23 protein-coding genes are annotated in these 23,973 nt (G+C 63.9%); 13 read left to right on the top strand and 10 right to left on the bottom strand.

Annotated features, from left to right (window positions below; genetic code table 11):
* Positions 1–145 precede the first annotated feature (145 nt).
* Entirely contained in the window at positions 146–2,323 is a 2,178-nt protein-coding gene (locus R4P57_RS14050; RefSeq protein ID WP_317803439.1) for a glutamine synthetase III, read from the bottom strand.
* Between the two features lie 191 nt (positions 2,324–2,514).
* On the opposite strand from R4P57_RS14050, the gene R4P57_RS14045 reads away from it, so the two are divergent.
* Both R4P57_RS14045 and R4P57_RS14040 read left to right on the top strand, forming a co-directional pair.
* Positions 2,515–2,982, top strand: coding sequence for an SRPBCC domain-containing protein (locus R4P57_RS14045; protein ID WP_317803438.1), 468 nt, complete (start codon positions 2,515–2,517; stop codon positions 2,980–2,982).
* Positions 2,983–3,005: 23 nt separating this feature from the next.
* Positions 3,006–3,446 carry an SRPBCC family protein gene (locus R4P57_RS14040; RefSeq protein WP_317803437.1) on the top strand — a complete coding sequence of 147 codons (441 nt, stop codon included), beginning with the start codon at positions 3,006–3,008 and terminating at the stop codon, positions 3,444–3,446.
* Positions 3,447–3,450: 4 nt separating this feature from the next.
* Here R4P57_RS14040 and R4P57_RS14035 read toward each other — a convergent pair whose 3' ends face one another.
* Positions 3,451–4,272, bottom strand: a complete 822-nt coding sequence (locus tag R4P57_RS14035; RefSeq protein WP_317803436.1) for a class I SAM-dependent methyltransferase — start codon at positions 4,270–4,272, stop codon at positions 3,451–3,453.
* A 141-nt stretch (positions 4,273–4,413) separates the two neighbouring features.
* Between R4P57_RS14035 and R4P57_RS14030 the strand changes: the two genes are divergently transcribed.
* Both R4P57_RS14030 and R4P57_RS14025 read left to right on the top strand, forming a co-directional pair.
* Entirely contained in the window at positions 4,414–5,301 is an 888-nt protein-coding gene (locus tag R4P57_RS14030) for a DUF5996 family protein (protein ID WP_317803435.1), read from the top strand.
* Between the two features lie 110 nt (positions 5,302–5,411).
* A complete protein-coding gene (locus R4P57_RS14025) occupies positions 5,412–6,764 on the top strand; it encodes an MFS transporter (RefSeq protein WP_317803434.1) in 1,353 nt (450 codons plus the stop codon).
* Between the two features lie 94 nt (positions 6,765–6,858).
* On the opposite strand, the gene R4P57_RS14020 is transcribed toward R4P57_RS14025, so the two are convergent.
* From R4P57_RS14020 to R4P57_RS14005, 4 genes are all read right to left on the bottom strand, one after another.
* On the bottom strand, positions 6,859–8,301 hold the full coding sequence (locus tag R4P57_RS14020; protein WP_317803433.1) for a fatty acid desaturase family protein: 1,443 nt from the start codon (positions 8,299–8,301) through the stop codon (positions 6,859–6,861).
* 26 nt (positions 8,302–8,327) lie between these two features.
* Positions 8,328–9,425, bottom strand: a complete 1,098-nt coding sequence (locus R4P57_RS14015; protein WP_317803432.1) for a ferredoxin reductase — start codon at positions 9,423–9,425, stop codon at positions 8,328–8,330.
* Positions 9,426–9,524: 99 nt separating this feature from the next.
* Positions 9,525–11,021 (bottom strand): FAD-dependent oxidoreductase, encoded by a 1,497-nt coding sequence (locus tag R4P57_RS14010; protein ID WP_317803431.1) that lies wholly within the window; start codon positions 11,019–11,021, stop codon positions 9,525–9,527.
* A 38-nt stretch (positions 11,022–11,059) separates the two neighbouring features.
* Positions 11,060–11,965: an AurF N-oxygenase family protein gene (locus tag R4P57_RS14005; RefSeq protein ID WP_082323821.1), complete on the bottom strand. Its 906-nt coding sequence runs from the start codon at positions 11,963–11,965 to the stop codon at positions 11,060–11,062.
* A 153-nt stretch (positions 11,966–12,118) separates the two neighbouring features.
* Between R4P57_RS14005 and R4P57_RS14000 the strand changes: the two genes are divergently transcribed.
* The 8 genes from R4P57_RS14000 (at position 12,119) to R4P57_RS13965 (ending at position 20,291) form a co-directional block, all read left to right on the top strand.
* Complete coding sequence (locus tag R4P57_RS14000; protein ID WP_317803429.1) at positions 12,119–13,642, top strand: adenylate/guanylate cyclase domain-containing protein; 1,524 nt, start codon at positions 12,119–12,121, stop codon at positions 13,640–13,642.
* 115 nt (positions 13,643–13,757) lie between these two features.
* Complete coding sequence (locus R4P57_RS13995) at positions 13,758–14,423, top strand: HAD-IA family hydrolase (RefSeq protein ID WP_317803428.1); 666 nt, start codon at positions 13,758–13,760, stop codon at positions 14,421–14,423.
* Positions 14,424–14,452: 29 nt separating this feature from the next.
* Positions 14,453–15,664 (top strand): sedoheptulose 7-phosphate cyclase, encoded by a 1,212-nt coding sequence (locus tag R4P57_RS13990; RefSeq protein ID WP_317803427.1) that lies wholly within the window; start codon positions 14,453–14,455, stop codon positions 15,662–15,664.
* A 17-nt stretch (positions 15,665–15,681) separates the two neighbouring features.
* On the top strand, positions 15,682–16,461 hold the full coding sequence (locus R4P57_RS13985; protein ID WP_317803426.1) for an O-methyltransferase: 780 nt from the start codon (positions 15,682–15,684) through the stop codon (positions 16,459–16,461).
* Entirely contained in the window at positions 16,458–17,744 is a 1,287-nt protein-coding gene (locus tag R4P57_RS13980) for an ATP-grasp enzyme (RefSeq protein ID WP_317803425.1), read from the top strand. Before R4P57_RS13985 ends, R4P57_RS13980 begins: the two co-directional genes overlap by 4 nt.
* Positions 17,744–18,766 (top strand): D-alanine--D-alanine ligase, encoded by a 1,023-nt coding sequence (locus R4P57_RS13975; RefSeq protein WP_317803424.1) that lies wholly within the window; start codon positions 17,744–17,746, stop codon positions 18,764–18,766. Before R4P57_RS13980 ends, R4P57_RS13975 begins: the two co-directional genes overlap by 1 nt.
* Entirely contained in the window at positions 18,763–19,515 is a 753-nt protein-coding gene (locus R4P57_RS13970; RefSeq protein ID WP_317803423.1) for a TauD/TfdA family dioxygenase, read from the top strand. Before R4P57_RS13975 ends, R4P57_RS13970 begins: the two co-directional genes overlap by 4 nt.
* Positions 19,516–19,565: 50 nt before the next feature.
* Complete coding sequence (locus R4P57_RS13965) at positions 19,566–20,291, top strand: YoaK family protein (protein ID WP_317803422.1); 726 nt, start codon at positions 19,566–19,568, stop codon at positions 20,289–20,291.
* A gap of 15 nt (positions 20,292–20,306) precedes the next feature.
* On the opposite strand, the gene R4P57_RS13960 is transcribed toward R4P57_RS13965, so the two are convergent.
* Complete coding sequence (locus R4P57_RS13960) at positions 20,307–20,921, bottom strand: hypothetical protein (protein WP_317803421.1); 615 nt, start codon at positions 20,919–20,921, stop codon at positions 20,307–20,309.
* A gap of 80 nt (positions 20,922–21,001) precedes the next feature.
* On the opposite strand from R4P57_RS13960, the gene R4P57_RS13955 reads away from it, so the two are divergent.
* On the top strand, positions 21,002–21,928 hold the full coding sequence (locus R4P57_RS13955; RefSeq protein ID WP_317803420.1) for a DAPG hydrolase family protein: 927 nt from the start codon (positions 21,002–21,004) through the stop codon (positions 21,926–21,928).
* Here the strand turns inward: R4P57_RS13955 and R4P57_RS13950 are convergent.
* The 3 genes from R4P57_RS13950 to R4P57_RS13940 all read right to left on the bottom strand — a co-directional run bounded on the left by R4P57_RS13950 (position 21,922) and on the right by R4P57_RS13940 (position 23,885).
* On the bottom strand, positions 21,922–22,497 hold the full coding sequence (locus tag R4P57_RS13950; protein ID WP_317803419.1) for a hypothetical protein: 576 nt from the start codon (positions 22,495–22,497) through the stop codon (positions 21,922–21,924). The genes R4P57_RS13955 and R4P57_RS13950 overlap by 7 nt on opposite strands.
* Before the next feature lie 28 nt (positions 22,498–22,525).
* On the bottom strand, positions 22,526–23,461 hold the full coding sequence (locus R4P57_RS13945) for a pirin family protein (RefSeq protein WP_317803418.1): 936 nt from the start codon (positions 23,459–23,461) through the stop codon (positions 22,526–22,528).
* Between the two features lie 82 nt (positions 23,462–23,543).
* Positions 23,544–23,885 carry a GNAT family N-acetyltransferase gene (locus R4P57_RS13940; RefSeq protein WP_317803417.1) on the bottom strand — a complete coding sequence of 114 codons (342 nt, stop codon included), beginning with the start codon at positions 23,883–23,885 and terminating at the stop codon, positions 23,544–23,546.
* Positions 23,886–23,973 lie beyond the last annotated feature (88 nt).

Here is a 23,973-nt window from a genome sequence, read left to right as displayed (position 1 = left end):
CCTCCCACACCCCCTCATCCCCCCGCCCCCCACCCAACCCACCCCCCCCCCCTCGGAGGGGCCGCGCCCGCCGCCCCCGCCCCCCCCCCCCCCCACCACTGCTTATCTGGTCATTCCGCAGGCTTCACTCCTGCGCGGAGCGCACTCAGAGGATGTAGAGCATCTCCTGGTACGTCGGCAGCGGCCAGAGATCGTCGGCCACCATCGCTTCCAGGGTGTCGGCTGCAGATCGAACGGCGGCCATCGCAGGCAGCAGTTCGTCCTTGGCGTGTGTCGCCTCGGCGAGGGCCTCGCCGCCGGGGTCGGCTTCGAGAGCGGCCTTCAACGTCGCCAACGCTGCTCGCAGATCTGCGAGCGGCTCCGACACCGCCTGCAGTGCCGTCATGTCCGCGTCCACGCCCGCAGCCTTGAGTGCGCTGACGTTCTGCGCCAACTCGGTCTGGTAGCGCACCGCAGCGGGCAGGATGGAGGTCTGCCCCATCTCGAGCGTCAGACGCGCTTCGACGAACACGGTCAGCGCGTACTGCTCGAGCCCGATCTCGTAGCGCGAGTGCATCTCTCGGTGGTTGAAGACCTTGTACTTCTCGAACAGCTCCATAGCCGAGTCCGAGATCAGCTCCGGCAACGCGTCGAGCGTCGTACGCAGGTTCGGTAGGCCGCGTGACTCGGCCTCGACCTGCCAGTTGTCGGAGTAGCCGTCGCCGTTGAACACCACCGCGCCGTGTTCGGTGATGATCTCCGTCAACAGGTTCTGCACGGCCGTGTCGAAATCGGTGCCGTCGGCGACGGCCACTTCGAGGTTGGTCGCCATGTAGTCGAGGGCCTCGGCCATGATCGTGTTGATCGTGACCATCGGGCCGTTGACGGTCTGCATCGAACCGGGGGCGCGGAACTCGAACCTGTTGCCGGTGAAGGCGAACGGGCTGGTTCGGTTGCGGTCGCCGGGATCGGTCGGCAGCACGGGCAGAGTGTCGGCACCGATCATCATGGTGCCCTTGCCCTTCGACGAGGTGGCCGCGCCCTTGGCGATCTGATCGAACACGTCGGCGAGCTGATCGCCGAGGAAGATCGAGATGATCGCGGGCGGAGCCTCGTTCGCGCCGAGGCGGTGATCGTTGGTCGCCGACGCCACCGAGGCGCGCAGCAGACCGCCGTACTTGTGCACCGCGCGGATGACGGCGGCACAGAAGACGAGGAACTGCGCATTGTCGTGTGGGTTGTCGCCGGGAACCAGCAGCGATCCCAGGTCGGAGTTTCCGAGCGAGAAGTTGACGTGCTTGCCGGAGCCGTTGACGCCCTCGAAGGGCTTCTCATGGAACAGGCACTCCATGCCGTGCTTCTTGGCGATGGTCTTGAACGTCGTCATCAGCAGTTGCTGGTGATCGGCCGCGATGTTTCCGCGCTCGAACATCGGGGCGATCTCGAACTGTCCGGGTGCAACCTCGTTGTGCCTGGTCTTGGCCGGGATACCGAGCTTGAACAGCTCGCGTTCGGTGTCCATCATGAAGCCGAGCACACGCTCGGGGATGGCACCGAAGTAGTGGTCGTCGAATTCCTGCCCCTTGGGCGGCTTCGAGCCGAACAGGGTGCGACCGGAATTGAGCAGATCCGGTCGGGCGAGGAAGAAGTGCCGGTCGACCAGGAAGTACTCCTGCTCGGGGCCGCAGAACGAAACGATGTTCTCGATGTTCTCGTGGCCGAACAGCGTCAGGATGCGCTCGGCGTGCACACCCATCGCCTGCTGCGAGCGCAGCAACGGCGTTTTGTGGTCGAGGGCTTCACCGGTCATCGAGACGAACACCGTCGGGATGCACAGGGTGTTTCCGTTCGGGTTCTCGAGCACGTACGCCGGGCTGGTGACGTCCCAGCCGGTGTATCCGCGCGCCTCGAAGGTGTTGCGCAGGCCGCCGTTGGGGAAGCTCGAGGCGTCGGGCTCGCCCTGGATCAACGTCTTGCCTGCGAATTCTGCGAGTGCGCTGCCGTCACCGACCGGGTCGAAGAAGCTGTCGTGCTTCTCCGCCGTCAATCCGGTGAGGGGGTAGAAGACGTGTGCGTAGTGCGTAGCGCCTTTCTCGAGAGCCCAGTCCTTCATCGCCGACGCGACAGCGTCGGCGACCATGGGGTCGAGCTTCTTACCCTTGTCGATCGTCGCCATCACCGACTTGAAGACCGATTTGGGCAGACGCTTCTGCATCACGACCTTGCTGAAGACGTTCTCACCGAAGATTTCGCCCGGCTTCTCGTCTCCGACGAAGCTGACCGCAGGCGGCACATACGCCTCGACGTCTTTGATCGCCTGCAGGCGTACGGTATTTCCACTCATGGCTACCCCTTGACAAGGTGCTGCTCCACAGCTGGATTTTGCGGAGTCCGACCCGGCGACTGTACGAATGCGACGTGGCGGTCGTGTTTCGTCGTTGTGTCCACTGCGAGGCAAAAACGGCGATCGGAGTTTCTTTCCACGCAGACGGGGGTAACTCCGTAGCCAGCATGAATATCTGAAAGGCGTGTTCCATGACCGACGAGTTGACCGTCCGGCGCGTGATCGACGCACCCCCGGCCTCGGTGTTCACCGCCCTGACGAATCCCGAGGTTCAGGCCGCGGTCGACGGCTCCGAGATGCTGCGCGGCGCGATCGACCCGACGCCGCTGCGCGCGGTGGGCGACACCTTCGCGATGGACATGTACCAGCCGGAGCTCGGCGAGTACGTCATGGAGAACACGGTCTTCGTGTTCGATCAGGACCGGCGTATCGGTTGGATTCCCCGTCGTCAGGGCATGGAGCCTCGCGGTACGCGGTGGTCCTGGGAGCTCGACGCGGTCTCGGAGGATCGCACCGCGCTGACTCAGGTCTACGACTGGTCTCGCGTCACGGACCCGGAGTTTCGGAAGATGGCAGGCTTTCCTCGGGTGACCGAGGACCAGATAGTCGACACCATGCGCCGCCTCGCCGAGCATCTCGGCGTCCGCCTCGAAGACTGATCCGCACAGAAAGAGAGAGATTCATGGTCGACGTCACCAGAACATTCACCGCCGCAGTCGAGATCGAGAAGGCCGCGGCCTTTCTCCGAGACTTCACCAACGCGACAGCGTGGGATCCCGGGACGCAGAGTTGCACACAGATTTCCGACGGTCCGGTTGCCGTCGGCTCGCAGTGGCACAATATTTCGAAGTTGTTCGGAATCACGACCGAACTGACCTACACATTGGTCACCGACGAGCCGAATCACATCGTGCTCGAAGGAGAGAACAAGACGGCCACCAGCGTCGACGACATCACGTTGACCGCCGAAGGCCCGCGCTCGACCCGAATCGACTACCACGCGAAAGTCGAATTCAACGGTGCCGCCAAGGTAGCCGGCCCGTTTCTGAAAGCGGGATTCGAGGCGAAAGTCGCACCGGAGACAGTGGAGAAGATGACCGAGGCGCTCGAGCGACTGAGCTGACGCCCTACTTACGCGCGACGACGGTGAAGTTGTCCGCCGAGCTCGCCAGGGCGTCGGGTGCCACGATCGAACCGTCGTCGGCAAAGATCTCGGAGATGGTGAACCCGGCATCGGTCACCAGACGTCGCACGTCCACCACAGTGGTGAAGTGCATGAACGGAGCGAAATCGTGCGCAGCGAGCGGAGCGACCGCCCACGTTCCGCGATCGATGACTCGAGTGCGCGCAGACCACCAATTGGCAACGCTACGAACGACTCCGGCGGGATCGAGCAGTCTCCTGCCGACGGCCGTCACGGCACGCTCGGGTGAGAACGTGAACCGTTGGGTCGGTCGGCTCAACTGAAACGGCGTCTCCCCGAACGACGGTCCGTTGCGGTTGAGAGTGGAGAAGACCAGAACTCCGGACTCGCCGAGAACTCGGTGAAATTCTGCGAGTACCCGAACCCGCTCGTCGTGTGTCACGGTGTCGATTCCGTTGTTGCTGAACACCACCAAGCCGAACTCACCGTCGGTGAAGTTCGCGAGATCGCGCGCATCGGCGACATGCGCCGGCAGGTCGGGGAAATTCCGCCGAAAGCCCTCGATCATGTTCGGTGCGTAATCGATGGCGACGTAGCGGTCGCTGAGCAGCCGCAGCAGCGCCGTGGTTCGGCCACTGCCGACGCCCACATCCAGTACCGGCGTCCCGCGAGCAACCCCGGCAGCCGCGACCAGCGCCGCTGCCTCCCCACGGTCGAGAAACCCATCGGTGGGACCCGCGTACTCCACGTATGCAGCGGCTACTCGCGCGCTGTCGAACACGTCTCGATTGTGGTCTATGGACATACGATCACCTCCGCTTCACCGACCGCAGACACAGGCGCCCCGCCCCTGGCGCAGACGGTACCGGCGAACCCTGAGGTGCGCCTGAGGCCGAGCACCCACCGAATATGGCCGCCACCACCGCCGAACGTGCATCATCGACACATGACAACTACGTACGACGCATGGCCTCAGCTCGAGGTGGACGGCTGGGTGGACACTCGCGACACCGTGCACCTATGGACGCAGATCGTCGGAAAGACGCGAATGGCGTTGTCGCCCTCGATCAATCACTGGTGGGGCGTCTCGCTGTACGTCGATGCGTCGGGCCTGACGACGTCGCTGATGCCGATCGGCGATCGGGGGCTCGAGATTCGCTTCGATTTCCTTTCGCACCGGCTGATCCTCGCCACCACCGACGGTGAGCGACGGAGCATGAATCTCGAACCGCGTACCGTGGCCGACTTCTACGCCGAGTACGTCGACCTGCTGTCGCAACTGGGCGTGGACGCTCCGATCGTGGGCGTGCCCGTCGAGTTGACGCACGCGACGCCGTTCGCGGAGGACGTCTCGCATGCCTCCTACGACGCGGCGGCGATCGAGAAGTTCTGGCGATCGCTCGTCAGCGCACATCGGGTGTTCTCGGCCTTCCGAGCCGACTTCCGAGGAAAGTCGAGTCCGGTGCACTTCTTCTGGGGCGCTTTCGATCTCGCGGTCACTCGATTCTCGGGTCGCCCCGCACCACAGCACCCCGGCGGAATTCCGAACTGTCCGGACTGGGTGATGCACGAGGCCTACAGCGACGAGGTCTCCAGCGCGGGCTTCTGGCCGGGCGGTGCCGCGGAGGGCGTGTTCTACGCCTACGCGTATCCCGATCCGGAGGGGTACGACAGCCATCCGGCCGTCACTGCCCCGGCGTACTTCGATCGCGATCTCGGCGAATACGTCCTGCCCTATCGGTCGGTGCGCACCGCCGAAGATCCCGACGCCGTGCTTCGGGCCTTTCTCGAACAAACCCACCGAGCGGCCGTCGAGACCGCCCATTGGGAGTAGCCCTCGACCGGTCCCCCCATTCGGGGGTATTCGTTGCGTGATCCGGATCACTACCGTTCGTCGCACTCGGTATCGCGCATTTACCCGATACCCGACAAAACGGAGGAACCATGACCACTGTCTCACCCGACGACCCGGGTGTGTCCGCATCGACGCCACCTGCGGTGCAGACCAAGACCAGTGTCCGCCGGGTCGCTGTCGCCAGCGGCATCGGCACGACGATCGAGTTCTACGACTTCTTCATCTACGGCACCGCAGCCGCGCTGGTCTTCCCGACGATCTTCTTCCCTGCCCTCGGCTCCACCGCAGGCACCGTGGCCTCGTTCGCGACGTTCGCGGTCGCGTTCATCGCCAGGCCCGTCGGCGCAGTGCTGTTCGGACACTTCGGTGACCGCATCGGTCGGAAGAAAACCCTGATCTCGACGCTGCTGCTGATGGGGGTGTCCACGTTCGCCATCGGTCTGCTGCCCGGTGCCGAGACGATCGGTGTGGCCGCTCCGATCATCCTGGTGCTGCTCAGGTTCGGGCAAGGGTTCGCGGTCGGCGGTGAATGGGCCGGCGCGACACTGCTCACGGCCGAGTACGCACCGCCCGGCAAACGCGGGTTCTACGCGATGTTCCCCCAGCTGGGACCGTCGGCCGCCTTCATCTTCTCCAGTGCGACATTCCTCGCGACCGGGCTGCTGCTCGGCGACACCAACGAGACGTTCCTCAATTACGGTTGGCGAATCCCGTTCCTGCTCAGCGCCGTCCTGGTACTCATCGGCCTCTACATGCGGTTGGCCATCGAGGAGACCCCGGTCTTTCGTGCCAACAAGCTCGCCGAGGAGCAAGCTCCGGCGAACTCGGCACCGACCAAGCTGCCGATCTTCGACGCGTGGCGCATCCAGAAGCGCGAAATCATCACCGCTGCAGGCGCATTGGCGTCGCTGTTCGCCTTCTTCTACATGGGGACCGCGTACCTGACGAGCTACGGCACCAAGACCCTCGGGTTCGACCGCCCGTTCGTGTTGGTCACCGGGATAGGTGCTGCAGTGATCTTCGGAGTCGCGATCGCACTCTCGGCGACGTACTCCGATCGCGTCGGCCGACGGCGAGTGATCATGGGAGCGTGCATGGTTGCGGTGCCGTGGTCGATCGCCTTGTTCCCTGTGCTCGACACCGGCTCACCCGTGGCATTCGTCGTCGGTATGTGCGTGACGCTCGCGATCTTCGGCGTTGCGTACGGTCCTACCGGCGCTCTACTCCCCGAGCTCTTCCAGACTCGGTTCCGTTATACCGGAGCAGGTTTGGGCTACAACCTCGCCGGAGTTCTCGGTGGAGCGATTCCGCCGATGCTCGCCGCACCGCTCACGGCTGCGTTCGGCAGCATCTCCATAGGCGTCATGCTGGCCCTGCTGTCGGTACTCAGTCTGGTCTGCACCAAGCGACTGATCGAGACCAAGGACGTCGATATGACCTGATCCACCGCAACGACAGAACCGTGACAACGAAAAACCGCGGCCACCCATTGCTCGGGTGGCCGCGGTTCATCGGCGGTTCAGAGACGGCGCGACTTCAGTCGTTGCCGCGGGGCGGCGGCTCGACGTCGACGCCACCGGAGTTGTGCTCCGGACCGGCCGAGGGATGACCCGCAGGCACGCGACCACGCGTCTTCGCGGCCTCGCTGTCCTTGGTGGCACCCTCGGCGAACTTGCGACGCCAGCTCTCCTCGGGACGGTAGGGGCCCGGCTTCGGCCGAATCTTGCCGCCCGGGAACGCCAGCCGTGCGATGGTCCGCTGGACCATGCCCCACTGCTGAAAGAACGGTCCGGTGTTGTAAGGCAATTCGTAACGCTCGCAGATGTCCTTGATCTTCGGCGCGACGTCCGAGTACCGAGTGCTGGGCATATCCGGGTACAGGTGGTGTTCCACCTGGTAGCTCAGGTTGCCGCTCATCAGGTGGAACAACGGTCCGCCGTCGATGTTGGCGGCACCGACCAGCTGACGCACGTACCAACCGCCACGGGTCTCGTTCTCCACCTCTTTCTGGCTGAACGTGTATGCCTGATCCGGGAAGTGACCGCAGAAGATGATTGCGTTCGACCAGACGTTGCGAATGATGTTGGCGGTGAAGTTGGCGGCCACCGTCGAGAGGAACGTGCTCTCGACACCACTGAGGCGTGAGTCCATCAACGCTGCGGTCTTACGGTTCTTGCCGAACCGAGCCGACCCACGCAGCTTGGACGCCAGACGAGACCTCTTGCTCTCCGGCAAACGACCGCCCGACGCCAGCTGTGCCAACGCGAACGCACCCGCACTGATCAGGGGCCATCCGACGTAGTCCTTGACGAACTGCTTACGTGCTTTGACGCCGATGCCCTTGAGATCCTCGACGAGATCCTTGATTGGCTTCTCGCCGCGACGGATAGCCTCGATGTCGAGATCGTGCAGGGCCACGCCCCACTCGAAGAAGGCCATCAGCAGCAGGTTGTACACCGGCTGGGCCAGGTAGACGGGGCTCCACTTCTGACGTGGGTCGATGCGCATGATCTCGTAGCCGAGATCCTTGTCGACACCGCGAATATTGGTGTACGTGTGGTGCACGTAATTGTGCGAGTGCTTCCACGATTGCGCGGTGGAGGCCGTATCCCAATCCCACACCGACGAGTGGATCTCCGGATCGTTCATCCAGTCCCACTGCCCGTGCATGACGTTGTGGCCGATCTCCATGTTCTCGAGAATCTTTGCGATTCCGAGGCAGGCGGTGCCGGCCAGCCAGGCGGGCTTACTGGTGGATCCGAGCAACAGCACTCGTCCCGCGACCAGCAGTTGGCGCTGAGCGGCGATCACCGAAGTGATGTACTTGCGGTCCTTGTCACCGAGGCTGGCGTAAACCTCGTCGTGAATGGCGTCGAACTCCTTCGCGAGTTCGGCGATGGTCTCGTCGCTGAGGTGTGCCAGTGGATTCACCGGCTCCCCAGTGTCGGTCGCGTGCCTGGTCGTTTCGTCGATCGTCATAGAATTCCCCTGTTCGATCCTGTTGATCAGAGTTCGATTTCGATGTCGCCCTCAGCGGTGTTGACACAGATTCTCACTGCTTGCCCCGTAGGTTCGGAGATATCCCCGTTACGTAGGTCACGTAAACGCCCCTTCTTCAGGGTACCGACACAGGTATGACAGATGCCGATGCGACAACCGAACGTCAGGTCCAGTCCGGCATCCTCACCTGCTGCGAGAATCGTTGTGCCACCGTCGCATTCGACGTCCTTCTTGCTGTTCAGGAACTTGACGACGCCGCCTTCACCTGTATCGTCTCCGCCGCCGATGACGGGCTGAAAACTCTCGTGATGAAACTTGCCGTAGTCGCCCTGGTCTTTCCAGTACGAACGCAGATCGTCCAGATGTTCGCCCGGGCCGGAGCAGAACGCTTCGCGATCACGCCAATCAGGGACCAACTCGTCCAATTCGGATGCCTTCATCCGGCCTTCGTCGCTGGTGATCCGCAATTTCACCGTCAACCCGGCATGCTTGGCGTCGAGCTCGTCGAGCGTGCTGGCGAACATCAGTTGCTCGCGGTTGTGCACCGAGTGCACCACGACGACGTCGCGCACCTGATCGTGATGGTCGAGCGCGCGCAACATGCTGATGATGGGTGTGATGCCACTGCCGGCGCTGATGAAGACCATTTTGTCCGGAATCGGGCTGGGAATTGTGAACTCGCCCTCCACCTCGCTGAGCCGGACGATGTCACCCGTCCGGATGGACCCCACCAGATAGGGCGAGACCGTTCCCGAGGGCACCAGCTTGGGACTGACACTGACCAACCCGTCCACCGGATCCGGATCGGAGGTGAGTGAATACGCCCGCCAGTGGTAGCGGCCGTCGATCAGCACACCGAGTCGCACATATTGCCCGGGTGTATGACCGGCCCACTCGAACCCGGGCCTAATGTAGACCGAGACGGCCTCCGATCCCTCCGGAGTCACCCGCTCGACCTTGCCCCGAAGTTCCTGGGTGGTCCACAGCGGATTGATCATCGACAAGTAGTCGTCTGGCCGGAGCGGATTGAACAATGATCGGACTGCGCGCAGCATCGTCCGTCTTACAAAAGAAACCTGGGGCTTGGCCCCCCGTTCAGCCATACTCAACGGTAACCCCGTCCGGCGTGCTGCGCGTCGGAATTGCTCAGACTCGAATAAGACTGCTACACAAGGTGAACAGAACCGGAAAATACCGACCGGTCACCGTGCTCGCGAAACTCTGTCACCCAACGCCGCGCTCACTTTTCCGTACCATCCGAGTGGACGCGCCGAGCCTCGAGTGGGGACGTCCGCGAGCAAAGCCTCCGCCGTTTCCTCGGCGTCGATCTTGTTGTCGCCGATGCCGCCTGTGGCACCACGCTTGGCCCATCCGACGACGTAGCAGCCCGGAACCGGAGTGCCGTCGGCGGAGGTGATGCGCCCACCGTCGTTGCGGATGGTGCCGGTGATGTCGTCGAACGGGATGCCCGGCGACGGAGTTCCGCGATATCCGATCGCGAGCAGCACCAGTTCGGTCGGCAGTGTGAACGCATGTTCGCCCACCCCCACCTCGATGGACTCCACCGAGCCGCTGCCGTGGAGGGCGGACGGTGCCCGCCCGAACGCGAAAACGATACGGCGGCCTTCTGCACCGGAACCCAGTTCGACGCGCGGCGCACCGGCCAACGCGGATGCAGGAGCGGACAGCGGCAGTCGATCGATCGCGTCGACGATTCCGTCCGGCCCGGCCACGACGACGTCGACGCCTGCGCGATCGACCAACGCCTTGCATTCGGACCTGGTGAACGCCGCGAACTCCGGGCCACGACGGGCGAGGACGACAACCTCGTTCACTCGATTGCGGCGCAACTCGGCCAGCGCGTGAGGGGCTATCTCGGTTCCGTCCAACAGGTCCGGATCGGCCGTGAGAATGCGAGCCGCGTCGAGTGCGACGTTGCCGTTTCCGATGATGGTGACGCGGTCGACGCCGGTGAGATCGATCGCGTCGGCGGGAACGTCCGGGTGGCCGGTGTACCAGCCCACCAGGGTGCGCGCGCTGACGGATCCGTCGAGGTCGATACCGGGAATCTCGAGGGCTCGGTCCTTGTCGGCACCGACGGCGTAGACGACCGAATCGAACTTTCGGGCCAGTTCCACGTGGTCCACATCCTTGCCGACCTCGACACCGAGCTTCATCGTCACCCGTGGATGCACGAAGATCCCACGGAAGTGCTCGCTGATGCGTCGGGTACCGAGATGATCGGGAGCGACGCCGTAGCGGGCGAGACCGCCAGCGGTGGGCAGACGATCGTAGAACGTGACATTGGTGCCGGGCACGCGCAGCAGCGCCTGGGCGGTGTAGCAGGCGGCCGGTCCGGTCCCGACGATGGCGATGTCGATCGGCGGCAGGCCGTTGACCGTCGCCACCGGGAACCGAGGCGCGCCCCACTGCGCCACGGCGGGCTTGTCCTTGTAGTAGTCGGCGTTGATGTCGGCGTAGATCTGCTGATCCGGCGTCAATCGTGAGACGCGAGTGATCGCGTCCACCGGGCACGCGTCGGCGCATGCCCCACAGTCGATGCACGAGCGCGGATCGATGTAGAGCAGTTCCGTCTTACCGAAGTCCGGCTCGTCGGGTGTCGGATGAATGCAGTTGACCGGGCACACCGACAGGCAGGATGCGTCGTTACAACAGTTCTGCGTGATCGCGAACGGCATGGGTTCTCAGATGTCCTTCACGGCCTCGAAAAGAGTGGTCAGAGCATGTGCAGACGACGGTAGATCATCTCGGCCGGCTTGGTGACCAAACCGCAGTCGAGAAGAAATGCCATCAAGTGCTCGCTCGAGGTGCGCATCATCGTGTGGTGATGGGCGTTGTTCTTCGCTTCCTTCACGGCGCGGTCGACGTCGAGGCCCGCTGCTGCGTAGACCTCCTTGTTGACCATGTTGGACACGATCATGCGGGCGGCGATCGCGACGACGAGCGCGCTGGCCTTACGGCGAGCCGGGCTCTTCTCGGCGATCTCCTCACGCATCTGAGCGCGCGCGAACGTCATGTGCCGCGACTCTTCCACGACGTGGATCTTGCTGGTGGTACGCACGAGTGGCAGCACGTTCTCGCCGCGCATCCAGTCGCGCTGCATGACGTCGAGCACCTCTTCGGCGACGAGGATGCCGCCGTAGGCGACCTCGGCGGACGCGAGAGCCTTGAAGCCACGGCCGAGTTCGATGCTCGATCGACGCGGCAGGTATGCCTTGATGCCCATCTTCTGGCAGGCGCGGGCGAACATGATCGAGTGACGGCACTCGTCGGCGATCTCGGTGAGAGCGAACTGGAAGTCCGAGTTCGACGAGTCCTTGCAGTACTGATCGCGCAGAACCATCTGCTGCAGGATCATCTCGAACCAGATTCCGGTGCTCATGATCGAGCAGACCTCGTGACGAGTGAGCGTGATGCGCTGCTCCTCGGTCATCTCGTCCCACAGCTTCGTGCCGTAGAGCGTGCTCCACTCCGGGTTCAGTCCGTAAAGGGAGGGGTCGAGATCGGCCTCCCAGTCGACCTCCTCGGACGGGTCGTACGACAGCTGGGCAGCGGAATCGAGCAAACGAGCGGAAACGTCCTCGGGCTCGAGTACGTCGTTCCTGGAGAGCGTGCTGGTCATCGCCGTATTTCCTTCCAACGTCGAAGTGGTGCGGATTACTGTTACGAAGATTACCAGGTACTTGGCGACACAGATAGTCGCTCGGGCAGAATCGCGCAGATTCTTTTCGCCCGGCACCTAGAGTTCGAGCGTGCAGAGAACGAAGAACCACCGGTGATCGCAGCTCTGCGGTCCGCCTTTGCCCGCACCCCGATGCGCCTCTACGCGGCGGGAATGGTGTCGGCCAACGCCATCGGGGCGGTCATCGTGTTCGTGTTGGTCCGCTTCATCCTGCCGCTGCCGGTCGGCTCGGAGGAGATCCTGTCCGACCGCAACTACCTGGCGTTCTTCGTGTACTTGCCGGTCGCAATCGGTATCGGCATCGCGCTCGGACTTCGGGTGGCCGCACCGTTGGTGCGGTGGCTGCACACCGGCGGCACCCCTTCGGACGAGACCGCGATCGCCATCGTCCGACTGCCCCTTCGCCAACTCGGCGTCCACGTTCTGCTGTGGGCTCTCGGCGTCGCAGTGTTCGTGGCGGTCAATGCGTCGGCAGGTGCCGCTCTGTCGATCATCGTGGCCATCGCCGTCAGCTTCGGCGGCTTGGCGACCTGCTCACTGGGTTATCTGGTTGCCGAACGAACTCTTCGGCCGATCACGGCAGCAGTGATGGAGGTCAGTGAGGTCACCGATACGGTCGCTCTCGGTGTGAAATTGCGGGTCGTCCTCATCTGGGTACTGAGCACTGCCATTCCCATCCTGGGTCTGGGGCTCATCGGACTCGGGAGGCTGATCGACACCGTCATCCCCCCGGACGTCGACCTGTCCCCCGCGATGGTCTCGTTGTCCGCGATCGCCCTCGTTGTCGGGTTCGGCGGGATGTTCCTGGTCGGCCGATCGGTGTCCGATCCGCTGCAGCAAGTCAGCACGGCCATGCAACGCGTCGAGGGCGGTGCGACCGGCACCCGCGTCGACGTCTACGACGCCTCCGAGATCGGCCGACTGCAGAACGGGTTCAACAAGATGGTGGTCGGCCTCGACGAGCGCGAGCGCCTCCGCTCGCTGTTCGGACGCCACGTAGGTCAGGATGTGGCGCAGCGAGCGCTCGCGAGCGCACCACGCCTCGGTGGTGAGAACCGGACGGTGGCGGTGCTGTTCATCGATCTCGTGGGTTCGACGGCGATGGCCGAGCGAGAGTCCGCGGAGACAGTGGTCGATCTGCTCAATCGATTCTTCGCGGTAGTGGTGGAGCACGGCGAACGACACGGCGGCTTCGTCAACAAGTTCGAGGGTGATGCCGCGCTGTTGATCTTCGGCGCTCCGGTCGATCACCCGGACCCGGCCACCGCGGCACTGCGGACCGCGCGCACTCTGGCCACCGCCCTGGCCACCGACAGCGGTGTCGAGATCGGCATCGGCGTGACTTACGGGCCGGTCATCGCAGGAAACATCGGAGCCGAATCCCGCTTCGAATACACCGTCATCGGCGACACCGTCAATCAGGCGGCCCGACTCACCGATCTGGCAAAGGAAGACCCGAACACCGATGTGCTCACCTCGTCGATCGTGCTCGATCACGCGTCCGAGGACGAGAGAAAGCACTGGGAAACCGGCGATTCGGTGACCCTGCGTGGACGCTCCACACCGACGGTTCTGGCCGCACCCGTCCACCGTGATCGACAGGCCCCCACACCGTAGAAATTTTCGAAGGTTTCCCGTTCGGTGCCGATGGGGCATACCCCCCGAACCAACTCACCCCATCGCAGGCACGAGACATTTCCTGGTACAACGTCTCTCGCTCCGAAAGGCAACCATGCCCGCAATTCTGTTCGGCTCGATCAGCACACTCGTCGACACGTCCGAGCTGCAGCGCCGCTCGTTCAACGAGGCTTTCGCGGCTCACGATCTGAACTGGAACTGGTCCCGCGACGACTATCGGGACATGCTCGGATCGAACGGTGGTGCCGACCGGATCAGTGAGTATGCGTCGGATACAGGCACCGACGTCGACGCCGCTGCGGTCCATGCCACCAAGTCGGAGATCTTTCAACGTTTGATCGGCGAATCGGACGTGAAGACGCGTCCCGGTGTGGCCGACACGATCGACTCCGCGAAAGCGAACGGCCTCAAAGTCGGCTTCGTGACGACGACCTCACGCGAGAACATCGACGCGCTGCTGGCCGCTCTGAGTCCCGAGCTGACGGCCGACTCGTTCGACATCATCGTCGATGCGACCTCGGTCGAGCCCGGAAAGCCCGATCCCGCCTCATACGAATACGCCTTGAAGACGCTGGGAGAGAACGCGTCCGACAGTGTGGCAATCGAAGACAACGCAGGCGGTGTCGAGGCCGCCGTCGCCGCGGGCATCACCTGTGTGGCATTCCCCAACGAAAACACCGCAGGCACCGAATTCGGCTCGGCCACCGAGACCGTCGACGCACTCGATCCCGAGCGCGTCCGAGCTCTGCTCTCAGTCTGACCTTCCATCCAATCCTCCAGGAGTAACCAGTGAGCAATCTTCAGGCCCAGGTCGTTGCCGGGGACAGGTCGTTTCGCGTCGAGGGATACGAGCGCATCGAGTACGACCTGATCTATGTCGACGGAGTGTTCGCAATCGAGAACACCGAATTGGCCGACAGCTACCGGCCGTACGGTCGCGCGCTGATGGTCGTCGACGAATCGGTGCACGAAATCTACGGCGACCGGATCAGCGCGTATTTCGATCACCACGAGATCGCACTGACGGTGGTTCCGGTTCACATTGCGGAGACCGCGAAGTCGCTGGAGACGTTCGAGCGCATCGTGGGAGAGTTCGATGCCTTCGGTCTGGTCCGCACCGAGCCGGTGCTTGTGGTGGGCGGCGGCCTGACCACGGACGTAGCAGGTTTCGCATGCGCCAGCTATCGCCGCAACACCCCGTACATTCGCATTCCGACCACGCTGATCGGCCTGATCGACGCGAGTGTGTCCATCAAGGTGGCCGTCAACTACGGAAAGCACAAGAACCGCCTCGGTGCCTACCACGCGTCGCAGAAGGTGCTGCTGGACTTCTCGTTCCTCGGCACGCTGCCCGCGGATCAGGTGCGCAACGGCATGGCCGAGCTGATCAAGATCTCCGTCGTCGGCAATCTGGAAATCTTCGAGATGCTCGAACAGTACGGTCCCGAACTGCTGCGAACCCGATTCGGCCATCTCGACGGAACAGCGGAATTACGTTCGGTCGCAGACAGACTGACCTACTCGGCGATCGCGACGATGCTCGAACTCGAGGCCCCCAATCTGCACGAGATCGATCTCGATCGCGTGATCGCCTTCGGCCACACGTGGAGCCCGACCCTCGAGCTGACCCCGCCTGCACCGTTCTTCCACGGCCACGCGATCAACATCGACATGGCGCTTTCGACGACCGTCGCCGAGCAACGCGGACATCTGTCCACGGCCGACCGCGACCGCGTACTGGGCGTGATGTCCAGCATCGGTCTGGCACTGGACAGCCCGTACCTGACACCCGAATTACTCTCCGAGGCAACGGCATCGATCCTCAAGACCCGCGACGGCATCCTGCGGGCCGCGGTGCCCGATCCCATCGGTACGTGCCGCTTCCTCAACGACCTCGACGCAGCCGAGCTGGCCGACGTCCTGACGCTGCACAAGAAGATCTGCCTGGACTTCCCCCGAGCGGGCGAGGGCCTCGACATGTTCACCGCGCCGACGCCGTGACGAAGGCCCCGCGACCGGTGACCCCGACGACCATTCTGGCGCGTGAGCTGAGCGAGATAGCCGATCTGCTCGACGCCGGTGCCGGGGTCACCGACGAGCTGACCACCCGTGTTCATCGAGCCCGCGATCTCGCTGCGGGACTCGACCCCTATCTCGACACCTGCACCACCTCCCAATCCGTAGCGCTGGCGACACTGGCGTCGCGGACCCGCACCGAGGACTGGAGATCACGTGACGTCGTCTCCGGCTCGGGGCCCCTGGAGATGGAGATGCTCTCCGGCCACGTGGAGGGACGCTTCCTTGCGTTTCTCGTGCACATGACCGGGGCGAAGCGGGTACTCGAGATCGGTATGTTCACCGGCTACTCGGCTCTGGCAATGGCCGAGGCTCTGCCCGCAGGCGGCGAAGTGGTCGCGTGCGAGGTGGATCCGTACGTGGCCGAGTTCGCGCAGTCCTGCTTCGCGGAATCACCTGCGGGCTCGTCCATCACGGTGGAGGTGGGGCCGGCACTGGACACCCTCCGCAGGCTGGACGGAAAGTTCGATCTGGTCTTCATCGACGCCGACAAGACCGGATACCGCGCGTACGTGGAGCATCTGCTCGGTAGCGAGCTGCTGGCCGACGACGCCGTGATCGCCGTCGACAACACTCTGTTGCAGGGCGAGCCGTACAGCGAACAGCCCACCGAGAACGGCCGGGCCGTGGCCGAATTCAACGACTACGTGGCGAACGACCCCCGCGTGGAGCAGGTACTGCTTCCTCTGCGCGACGGCGTGACGCTGATCCGTCGAACATGATTCGTACGGTTGCCGCGCTTGTCGGCCTCGCGGCCACCCTTCCCGTCGATCTCGTGGCGGCGGGGGTGGCCGCCGTACGCGGCGGCCGGCCCGCCACTCGCCGAACCGGTTCACCCAAGACGGTCCTGATCAGCGGCGGAAAGATGACCAAGGCCCTGCAGCTCGCGCGGTCGTTCCATCTCGCCGGGCATCGCGTCGTCCTCGTGGAATCGGCCAAGTACCGTTTCACCGGCCATCGGTTCTCCCGGGCAGTCGACCGATTTCACTGCATACCCGAGCCGACCGAATCCGGCTACGCCCGAGCACTTCTGGATGTGGTGCTCCGCGAAGGCGTCGACGTCTTCGTCCCCGTCGCAAGTCCCGCTGCGAGCATTCACGATGCCGACGCACGGGCACTCCTCGATCCACACTGCGAGGTGGTTCACGGCGACGGTGACACGGTTCGCATGCTCGACGACAAGTCCCGATTCTCCGAACGCGCTGCAGCGCTCGGCCTGCGCGTTCCCGATTGGCGGCGCATCACCGACGTGAGGCAGATCGAGGAGTTCGACTTCCCGCCGGGCCGCGAGTACATCCTCAAACGCATCTCCTACAACCCGGTCGGCCGAATGGACCTGACGCGGTTGACCCGCGACACGCCTGCCGAAAACGTGCGATTCGCGCGCGCTCTCGAGATCTCCGAGGACGATCCGTGGATCCTGCAGCAGTTCGTCGCCGGGCAGGAGTATTGCACCCACGGCACCGTCCGCGCAGGACGGTTGCAGGTGTACGGCTGCTGCGAATCGTCGGCGTTCCAGGTCAACTACGAGATGGTCGACAAACCCGAAATCCTGCGCTGGGTGGAAACTTTCGTCTCTTCGCTTGACGTCACCGGCCAGCTGTCGTTCGACTTCATCGAGGATGCAGCCGACGGCCACATCTATGCCATCGAATGCAACCCCCGCACCCATTCGGCCATCACGATGTTCTACGACCATCCCGACCTGGCTGCCGCGTACCTCGAGGACGGCCACCCCGAGACAGTGCCGCTCTCCTCGGCTCGCCCGACCTACTGGATCTACCACGAGGTGTGGCGTCTGCTCACCGAGGGCAACCGAAAGACACGCCTGTGCAGTATCTTCCGCGGCAAGGACGCCATCCTGACAGGCTGGGATCCCTTGCCGTACCTGCTGGTGCACCACCTCCAGATTCCGTCGCTGCTGGTGCGCAATCTGCTGGCGCGACGCGGCTGGTCTCGCATCGACTTCAACATCGGCAAGCTCGTGGAGAACGGAGGCGACTGATGGCCCTGTCGGTCCTGGTATTGGTCGGATCATCGGTGGACGAGTTCCATTGCGATCTGTCGCGGGTGTACGCGGGCGGATTCCTCGACGCGCTCGGTGGGGATCCCGACTACCGGTTCGAGGTGGCGTTCGTCTCCCCCGGCGGGCTCTGGAGCTTCCCCGGCCGCATCGACGCTGCCAGTGTGGCTGCGGCGCAGCAGATGTCGTTGACACAGGCAGTGGAGGTCATGTCGTCGTGGCACTTCGACGTCATGGTGCCGCAGATGTTCTGCCTGCCCGGCATGACGACATACCGCAGCCTGTTCGATCTGTTGGGCGTGCCGTACGTGGGAAACGGTCCGGACGTGATGGCGATGACGGCGGACAAGGCTCGCGCCCGAGCCGTCGTCGCAGCGGCCGGGGTCGCCGTCCCCGCCGGTGTCGTGGTGCGCTGCGGCGACGACATCGACGTCGATCTTCCCGTGGTCGTCAAGCCCGTGGACTCGGACAACTCGATGGGCGTCACACTCGTTCACGAATCCGACCGTCTGGCAACCGCAGTGAGCGAGGCTTTGACGTACTCGTCTGCGGCACTGGTCGAGTCGTACATCCCACTCGGCCGCGAGGTCCGCTGCGGCATCATCGCACGGGCCGGTGAGCTGATCTGCCTTCCACTCGAGGAGTATGCCGTCGAGTCGATTCGTACCAGCGCCGACAAGTTGAATCGCACCTCGGACGGGGATCTGTATCTGGTCGCGAAGGAGCAGACCAAGGCGTGGATGGTGGACGTATCGGATCCGATCACCGAGAAGGTCTGGGCCGCAGCACGATCGTGCTATCGGTCCCTCGGCTGCCGACACTACGGTCTCTTCGACTTCCGGATCGACCCCGACGGGCAGCCGTGGTTCCTCGAGGCCGGTCTGTACTGCTCGTACTCGCCATCGAGCGTGCTCGCGGTGATGGCCTCGGCGGCGGGCATCGCCGTCGACGAACTGTTCGCACGATCACTGGACGAACTGTCGGTGAAGGAGATGTCCTCGTGACGCTGGGAATCGAGATCGACGGGCTGGACCTGAACTCCACCGCGACCGAAGAACTGCGAACGCTGTTGGCCGAACACGGCGTGCTGATTCTGCGGAAACAGCCCCTGGACGACGCAGGCTTCCTGGCATTTCTCCGGCGGTTCGGCGACATGATGTTCACCGAGGGCGAGACACCTGTGCCGGGCTTTCCCGACCTGAACGTCATCAGCAACGTCGGCCGAACCACGCCGCCGAAATCGACGTTCCACGTGGACACCACGTACGTGCCGAATCCGCCCGCGTACACCGCATTGCGAGCGGTAGAGGTACCCGAGGCCGGCGGGAGCACTCTGTTCACTGACCAGTACGCGGCGTACGAGAACCTGTCCGCAGACCGAAAAGCGCACCTGGCCGGCCGCTCGGTGACGCACCGAGTGACCGGGGTGGCGTCCGACACCGATTCTTCTGCCGAACATCCCTTGTTCGCAGTACATCCCGTGTCCGGGCGCACCGCGCTGGCGCTGTCGGCTCCCGCGCGGTGCGTCGCAATCAGCGGAATGTCCACCGACGAGGCACACGAGACTGTGCGACACCTGTTCGAGCACTCCACTCGCGAGACCAATGTGCGGCGACATGCGTGGGCCTCGGACGATGTTGTGATGTGGGACAACCGATGTGTGATGCATCGAGCCGATCACAGCGGAGTCGTGGGAAACAGGGTGATGCATCGCGGAATGGTGGCGAATGCTGGATCGCCGTCGGTTATGTGACCGACAACTCAAAGATTTGCCGGTTCGCCCGTAGTCCGGAGAATCGAGTCATGACTTCCCCATTGACGATCAGCCGCGAGACAGCCGTCGGTGCCGAAGCTCGTCTGTCCTGGATATTGTCCGGACTGGCAGGGATGGTGGGTGCAGTGGCGTTCTTGCATTCCGCCGGCTACTTCGTGACCTTCATGACCGGCAACACCGAACGCGCTGTCGTCGGACACTTCGGGCACCCCGAGGGCAAGGAGGTCACCCCGGGTGCCTCACCGATCGCGGCTCTCTCGCTCATGGGCTCTTTTCTGGCCGGCGTGGTGATCTCGTCGATCTGCCGGCGACGCTACTGGTCGAACCATCCCCACGGAGCAACGGTCCTGACCACGATCGCGCTCGCCGGAGCGGGAGCTATCGACATCGCCATCTCCGGATGGTCGTCGGCCAGCGTGAACTTCTACCCGATTCTGTTGGTGGCCTTCGCACTCGGAGCACTGAACACCGCGTTCACGAAGAAGGAAGAGACTTACATTCCCCTGAGCTATGTCACCGGCACCATGGTCAAACTCGGCCAGGGGATCGAGCGGCACATGTTCGGCGGCGGAACGCGCTACGACTGGCTCTGCTACGTAGCCCTTCTCGGATCCTTCGCACTGGGAGGTGCGATAGGTGCCTTCATCGGCGTCGTCATCACCGGCCCGCAGGTACTGCTCCTCACCGCCCTGATCAGCTTCGGCGCGACGATCTTCACCTTCACCCACACTGAGCGTCGCACGCTGCTGGGGTGAATGAACCGCCCCCGGTCAGTCCTCGACCAGCGGCGAGGCCACGACGATCGTGCGCAACATATGCTCGATGAAGCTCGGGGACAGTCGTGATCCGATCAGCACTTGCCGCTGCACCAGACCTTCGATCATCACCACGAGGGTTTCGGCGTCGGACGGTGGATCCTCGGAGTCCAGCGAGGCGACGATCCACTGGGTGTAGGTCACGAATGCTGCTCGCTGACTGTCGAACAACTCGCGGATTTCGTCGTCGTGCTGCGCCTCGCCGAGCATGATGTGGCGAGCGATCACCCGTTTGACGGCATCCCCGGACGTCATGGCGTCGATGAAATCGATGATGCGGGACACCACGACATCGACGTTGAGCGGTTTGACGTCGACGAGACTACCGAACGTCGCTCCGGCCACCTCGAAGTCGCGGACGAACAGTTGGCCGAGAGCCAGGTGAAGCAGCCGACTCCGGGTGGGCGCGTGGTAGTTGACCGACCCAGGGCCGAGACCTGCTGCGGCGTCCACCGCCCGGTGTGTCAAGCCGCGAAGCCCTTGGGTGGCGAGCACCTCGATCGCGGCGGTGGCGATCTCGTCGCGCCGACGCACTCTCGACTCATCGTCCTTGGGGTGTGCCGGACTCATACCGCGCAGTCTAATGCCAGGCCGTTGACATACGCCGATTCCGCGACCTAGTCTCAACATATGTTGAGTATGGTGGGAGCATGAGCCGGGGACCGACGCGACGCCGGATCTTGATCGGAGCAGCCGCCGCGGCCACCGTCGCGGTCGTGGGCCCGGCAGCCAAGGCGGTAGCTGCCCCGGCGACCGGTTCGGGCGACGAGCGCTATCAGGGCTATCGCGACGCCGATCGAGAGCTGCCGTACGCCCGATACATGGCACAGCGAACGACGCCCGCACCGGCCGTCGTCACGGACACCTATGCGGGCCCTGCCCTCGCGCCCGATTCGGTTCCCGGATTCGATTCGATCACAACCGATCTCGCGCCCACCGGCTACTCCACGATCGAAACCGGATACGGTCGACGAGCAGACGGAGTGACGTTCGTGGCCGTTCGCACGGTGATGCCGCGCGTGACCGCAGCGATGTGGGACTGGTGGTTCGGGTGGCATTCCACCGAGGCCGCGCGCTACAAGCTGTGGCATCCCGATGCCCACCTCTACGCAGCCCTCGCCGAGGATCGAACGGCACTCGACGTTCCCGACAAGGCCAAGTACGTCGGCAACACGACATTCGTGGACGAGTACGTCGGGCCGAAGCTGCAGCAGCTGGGCATCGCTTTTCGCGATCCGATTGCGCACGGATTCGATGTCCCCGCAGATCAGACGATCGTCTTCGGCCGAGTGGGCAGCTCCATCGCACCGGTCGACCTGGGCTGGCTGGCACATCAGGTCCGGCCGGTCGACGGCGGTGCCGAAATGCGCAGCCGTTTCTATCTGAACCTGCGCGGGCTGCACATACCGGACGTGCAGCAGGCCGCGCGCGCCGTCCGCCGCGGGGCGTCGGTGGACCCGACGGACTTCGTGCTCGGGATCGATCTCGCCCGCGATCTGATGCTGCACTGCGGGCAGGAGATGAACCACCTCGCCGGCTTCCTGCCGGAGCTGTACGAGGAGTTCCGCGGTCAGTGACCCAGAAAAACCTTCGCCAGCACGATGAGCGCGGCAATCGCAGCGGTGGCCAGCCCGCCCAGAATTGCGCGAAAGGTCAACGGGTTGCCGCGAATTCGCTCTGTGACCAGCTGAATCGTCGCGATACGTACTACGATCACGCCGCCGGCCAACAGTTCCGACCACTGCCCCGGGAGCACCGACAACCAGCCGAGGGCAAGCATCAGCGCGGGGACGGTGCCGGAGCTCAGGATGGGCACGGCGTCGCGAAGTTCCTCGACGGCCTTGAAGGTGCGTTGCTCGTCGGTCGCATCACCGTGTGATTCGGGAATCTGACTGCTTGCGACGAAATCCGCGAACACATGCGCCAGAAAAGTCGTCACCGCAGTGGCCAGAACCAGAACAGCAGCCGTTCCTTGCTCGATCGAGCTGGGCGTCGACGCTGCGACCGCCGCGAGGACCAGTATGTTTCCGTAGACGTAGGCAGAAAGCCTCCTCGCCGCCCGCGCGGGCTCGAGCGGGCCGTCCGCGCGGGTGACCAATCGGCGATACAGCCGTGTTCTACGAATACGGGGCTCTGCGTCACTCATGCAGAAGATCGTTGCACGGCCGGCGAGATCATTCGACGGGTACGCCGAGCCGACCGGCCTGGTAGTCCTCGAACGCCTGCAGCACTTCGGACTTGGTGTTCATGACGAACGGGCCTGCCATCGCGACGGGTTCCCGAATCGGTTTACCGCCCAGAACGAAGACCTCGAGCGACTCCCCCACCGCAGACCCGGACATCTCGATCGTGTCGCCACGGCCGAACAGTGCCGTCTGCCCCATCCTGATCGGACGCTTCTCCGCGCCCACCGTGCCCTCGCCCGCGAGAACGTAGACGAGTGCGTTGAAGTCACGATTCCACGGCAGCGTCAGCGCCGCGCCCGGTGCGATCGTGCTGTGCGAGAGCGCTATCGGGGTGTAGGTCGAACCCGGTCCCTGCATTCCTGCGATCTCGCCCGCAATGACGCGGACCAATGCACCACCGTCGGGGCTCGACGCCAACGCCACCTTGCTGCCGGTGATGTCCTGATAACGCGGGTGCGCCATCTTGTTCTCACGCGGCAGATTGACCCAGAGCTGAACACCGTGGAACAGCCCGCCGGACATCACCAGATGCTCGGGCGGGGCTTCGATGTGCAGAATGCCACCGCCCGCCGTCATCCACTGGGTGTCGCCACCGCTGATGATTCCGCCGCCGCCGTGAGAGTCCTTGTGCTCCATGATTCCGTCGATCATGTAGGTCACCGTCTCGAACCCGCGGTGCGGATGCCACGGCGTCCCCTTCGGCTCACCGGGCGCGTAATTCACCTCGCCCATCTGATCCATGTGGATGAACGGGTCGAGGGACGACATGTCCAATCCGGCGAACGCTCTGCGGACCGGAAAGCCCTCGCCCTCGTATCCCGTCGGTGCCGTCGTGACGGACCGGACCGGCCGAGGGACGGCGGTGGCGTCGGGCATGGGGATTCGGGGCAACGCGAGGATGTTGTCGACCGTCACTGCAGGCATGGGCGTCCCTTTCGGCAATGTAGTTGACTCTGCAACTACTATACCGACCTCAACCCGACGGTGTTCGACGGTATTCCCGCCGTCAGCCCAGACGATCGGCCAGCCACTGCCTGATCTCGTCGGTTGGCTGCTCGATGATGTCGTCGAATTCCGAGTGCTTGCCCAGGAAGGCGGCCACCAGCTCACAGATCGGGACGATCCGCTTGTCCTGATCCCGGGTGGAATCGAGCGCCCGCTGCACCAGCACCGTGGCCAGACCGCGCCCACCGTAGGCCGCGTCGACCTCGGTGTGAAAGAAGATGCGCCTGCCCTGCTCGTCGTCGACGAATTCGGTGAAACCTGCGCGAGTGCCTTCGACGGAAATGGTGAAACGATCCGATTGCTGTGCGATCTCGACCTCGGCACCGGTTTTGTCGACCGTCATGTCGCGCTCCTCTTTTCCGTGTAGCGGCGAATGTACTGATTCTCCCCGATCGTCCCCGATGCCCTTTGCGGGCGCTGATCGATCTCGA

Origin of the sequence: Rhodococcus sp. IEGM 1330, assembly GCF_033142445.1 — a bacterium.
Classification (GTDB): domain Bacteria; phylum Actinomycetota; class Actinomycetes; order Mycobacteriales; family Mycobacteriaceae; genus Rhodococcoides.
Note: the sequence above shows the minus strand (reverse complement) of the source record. Positions and strands in the feature narration are given on the sequence as shown.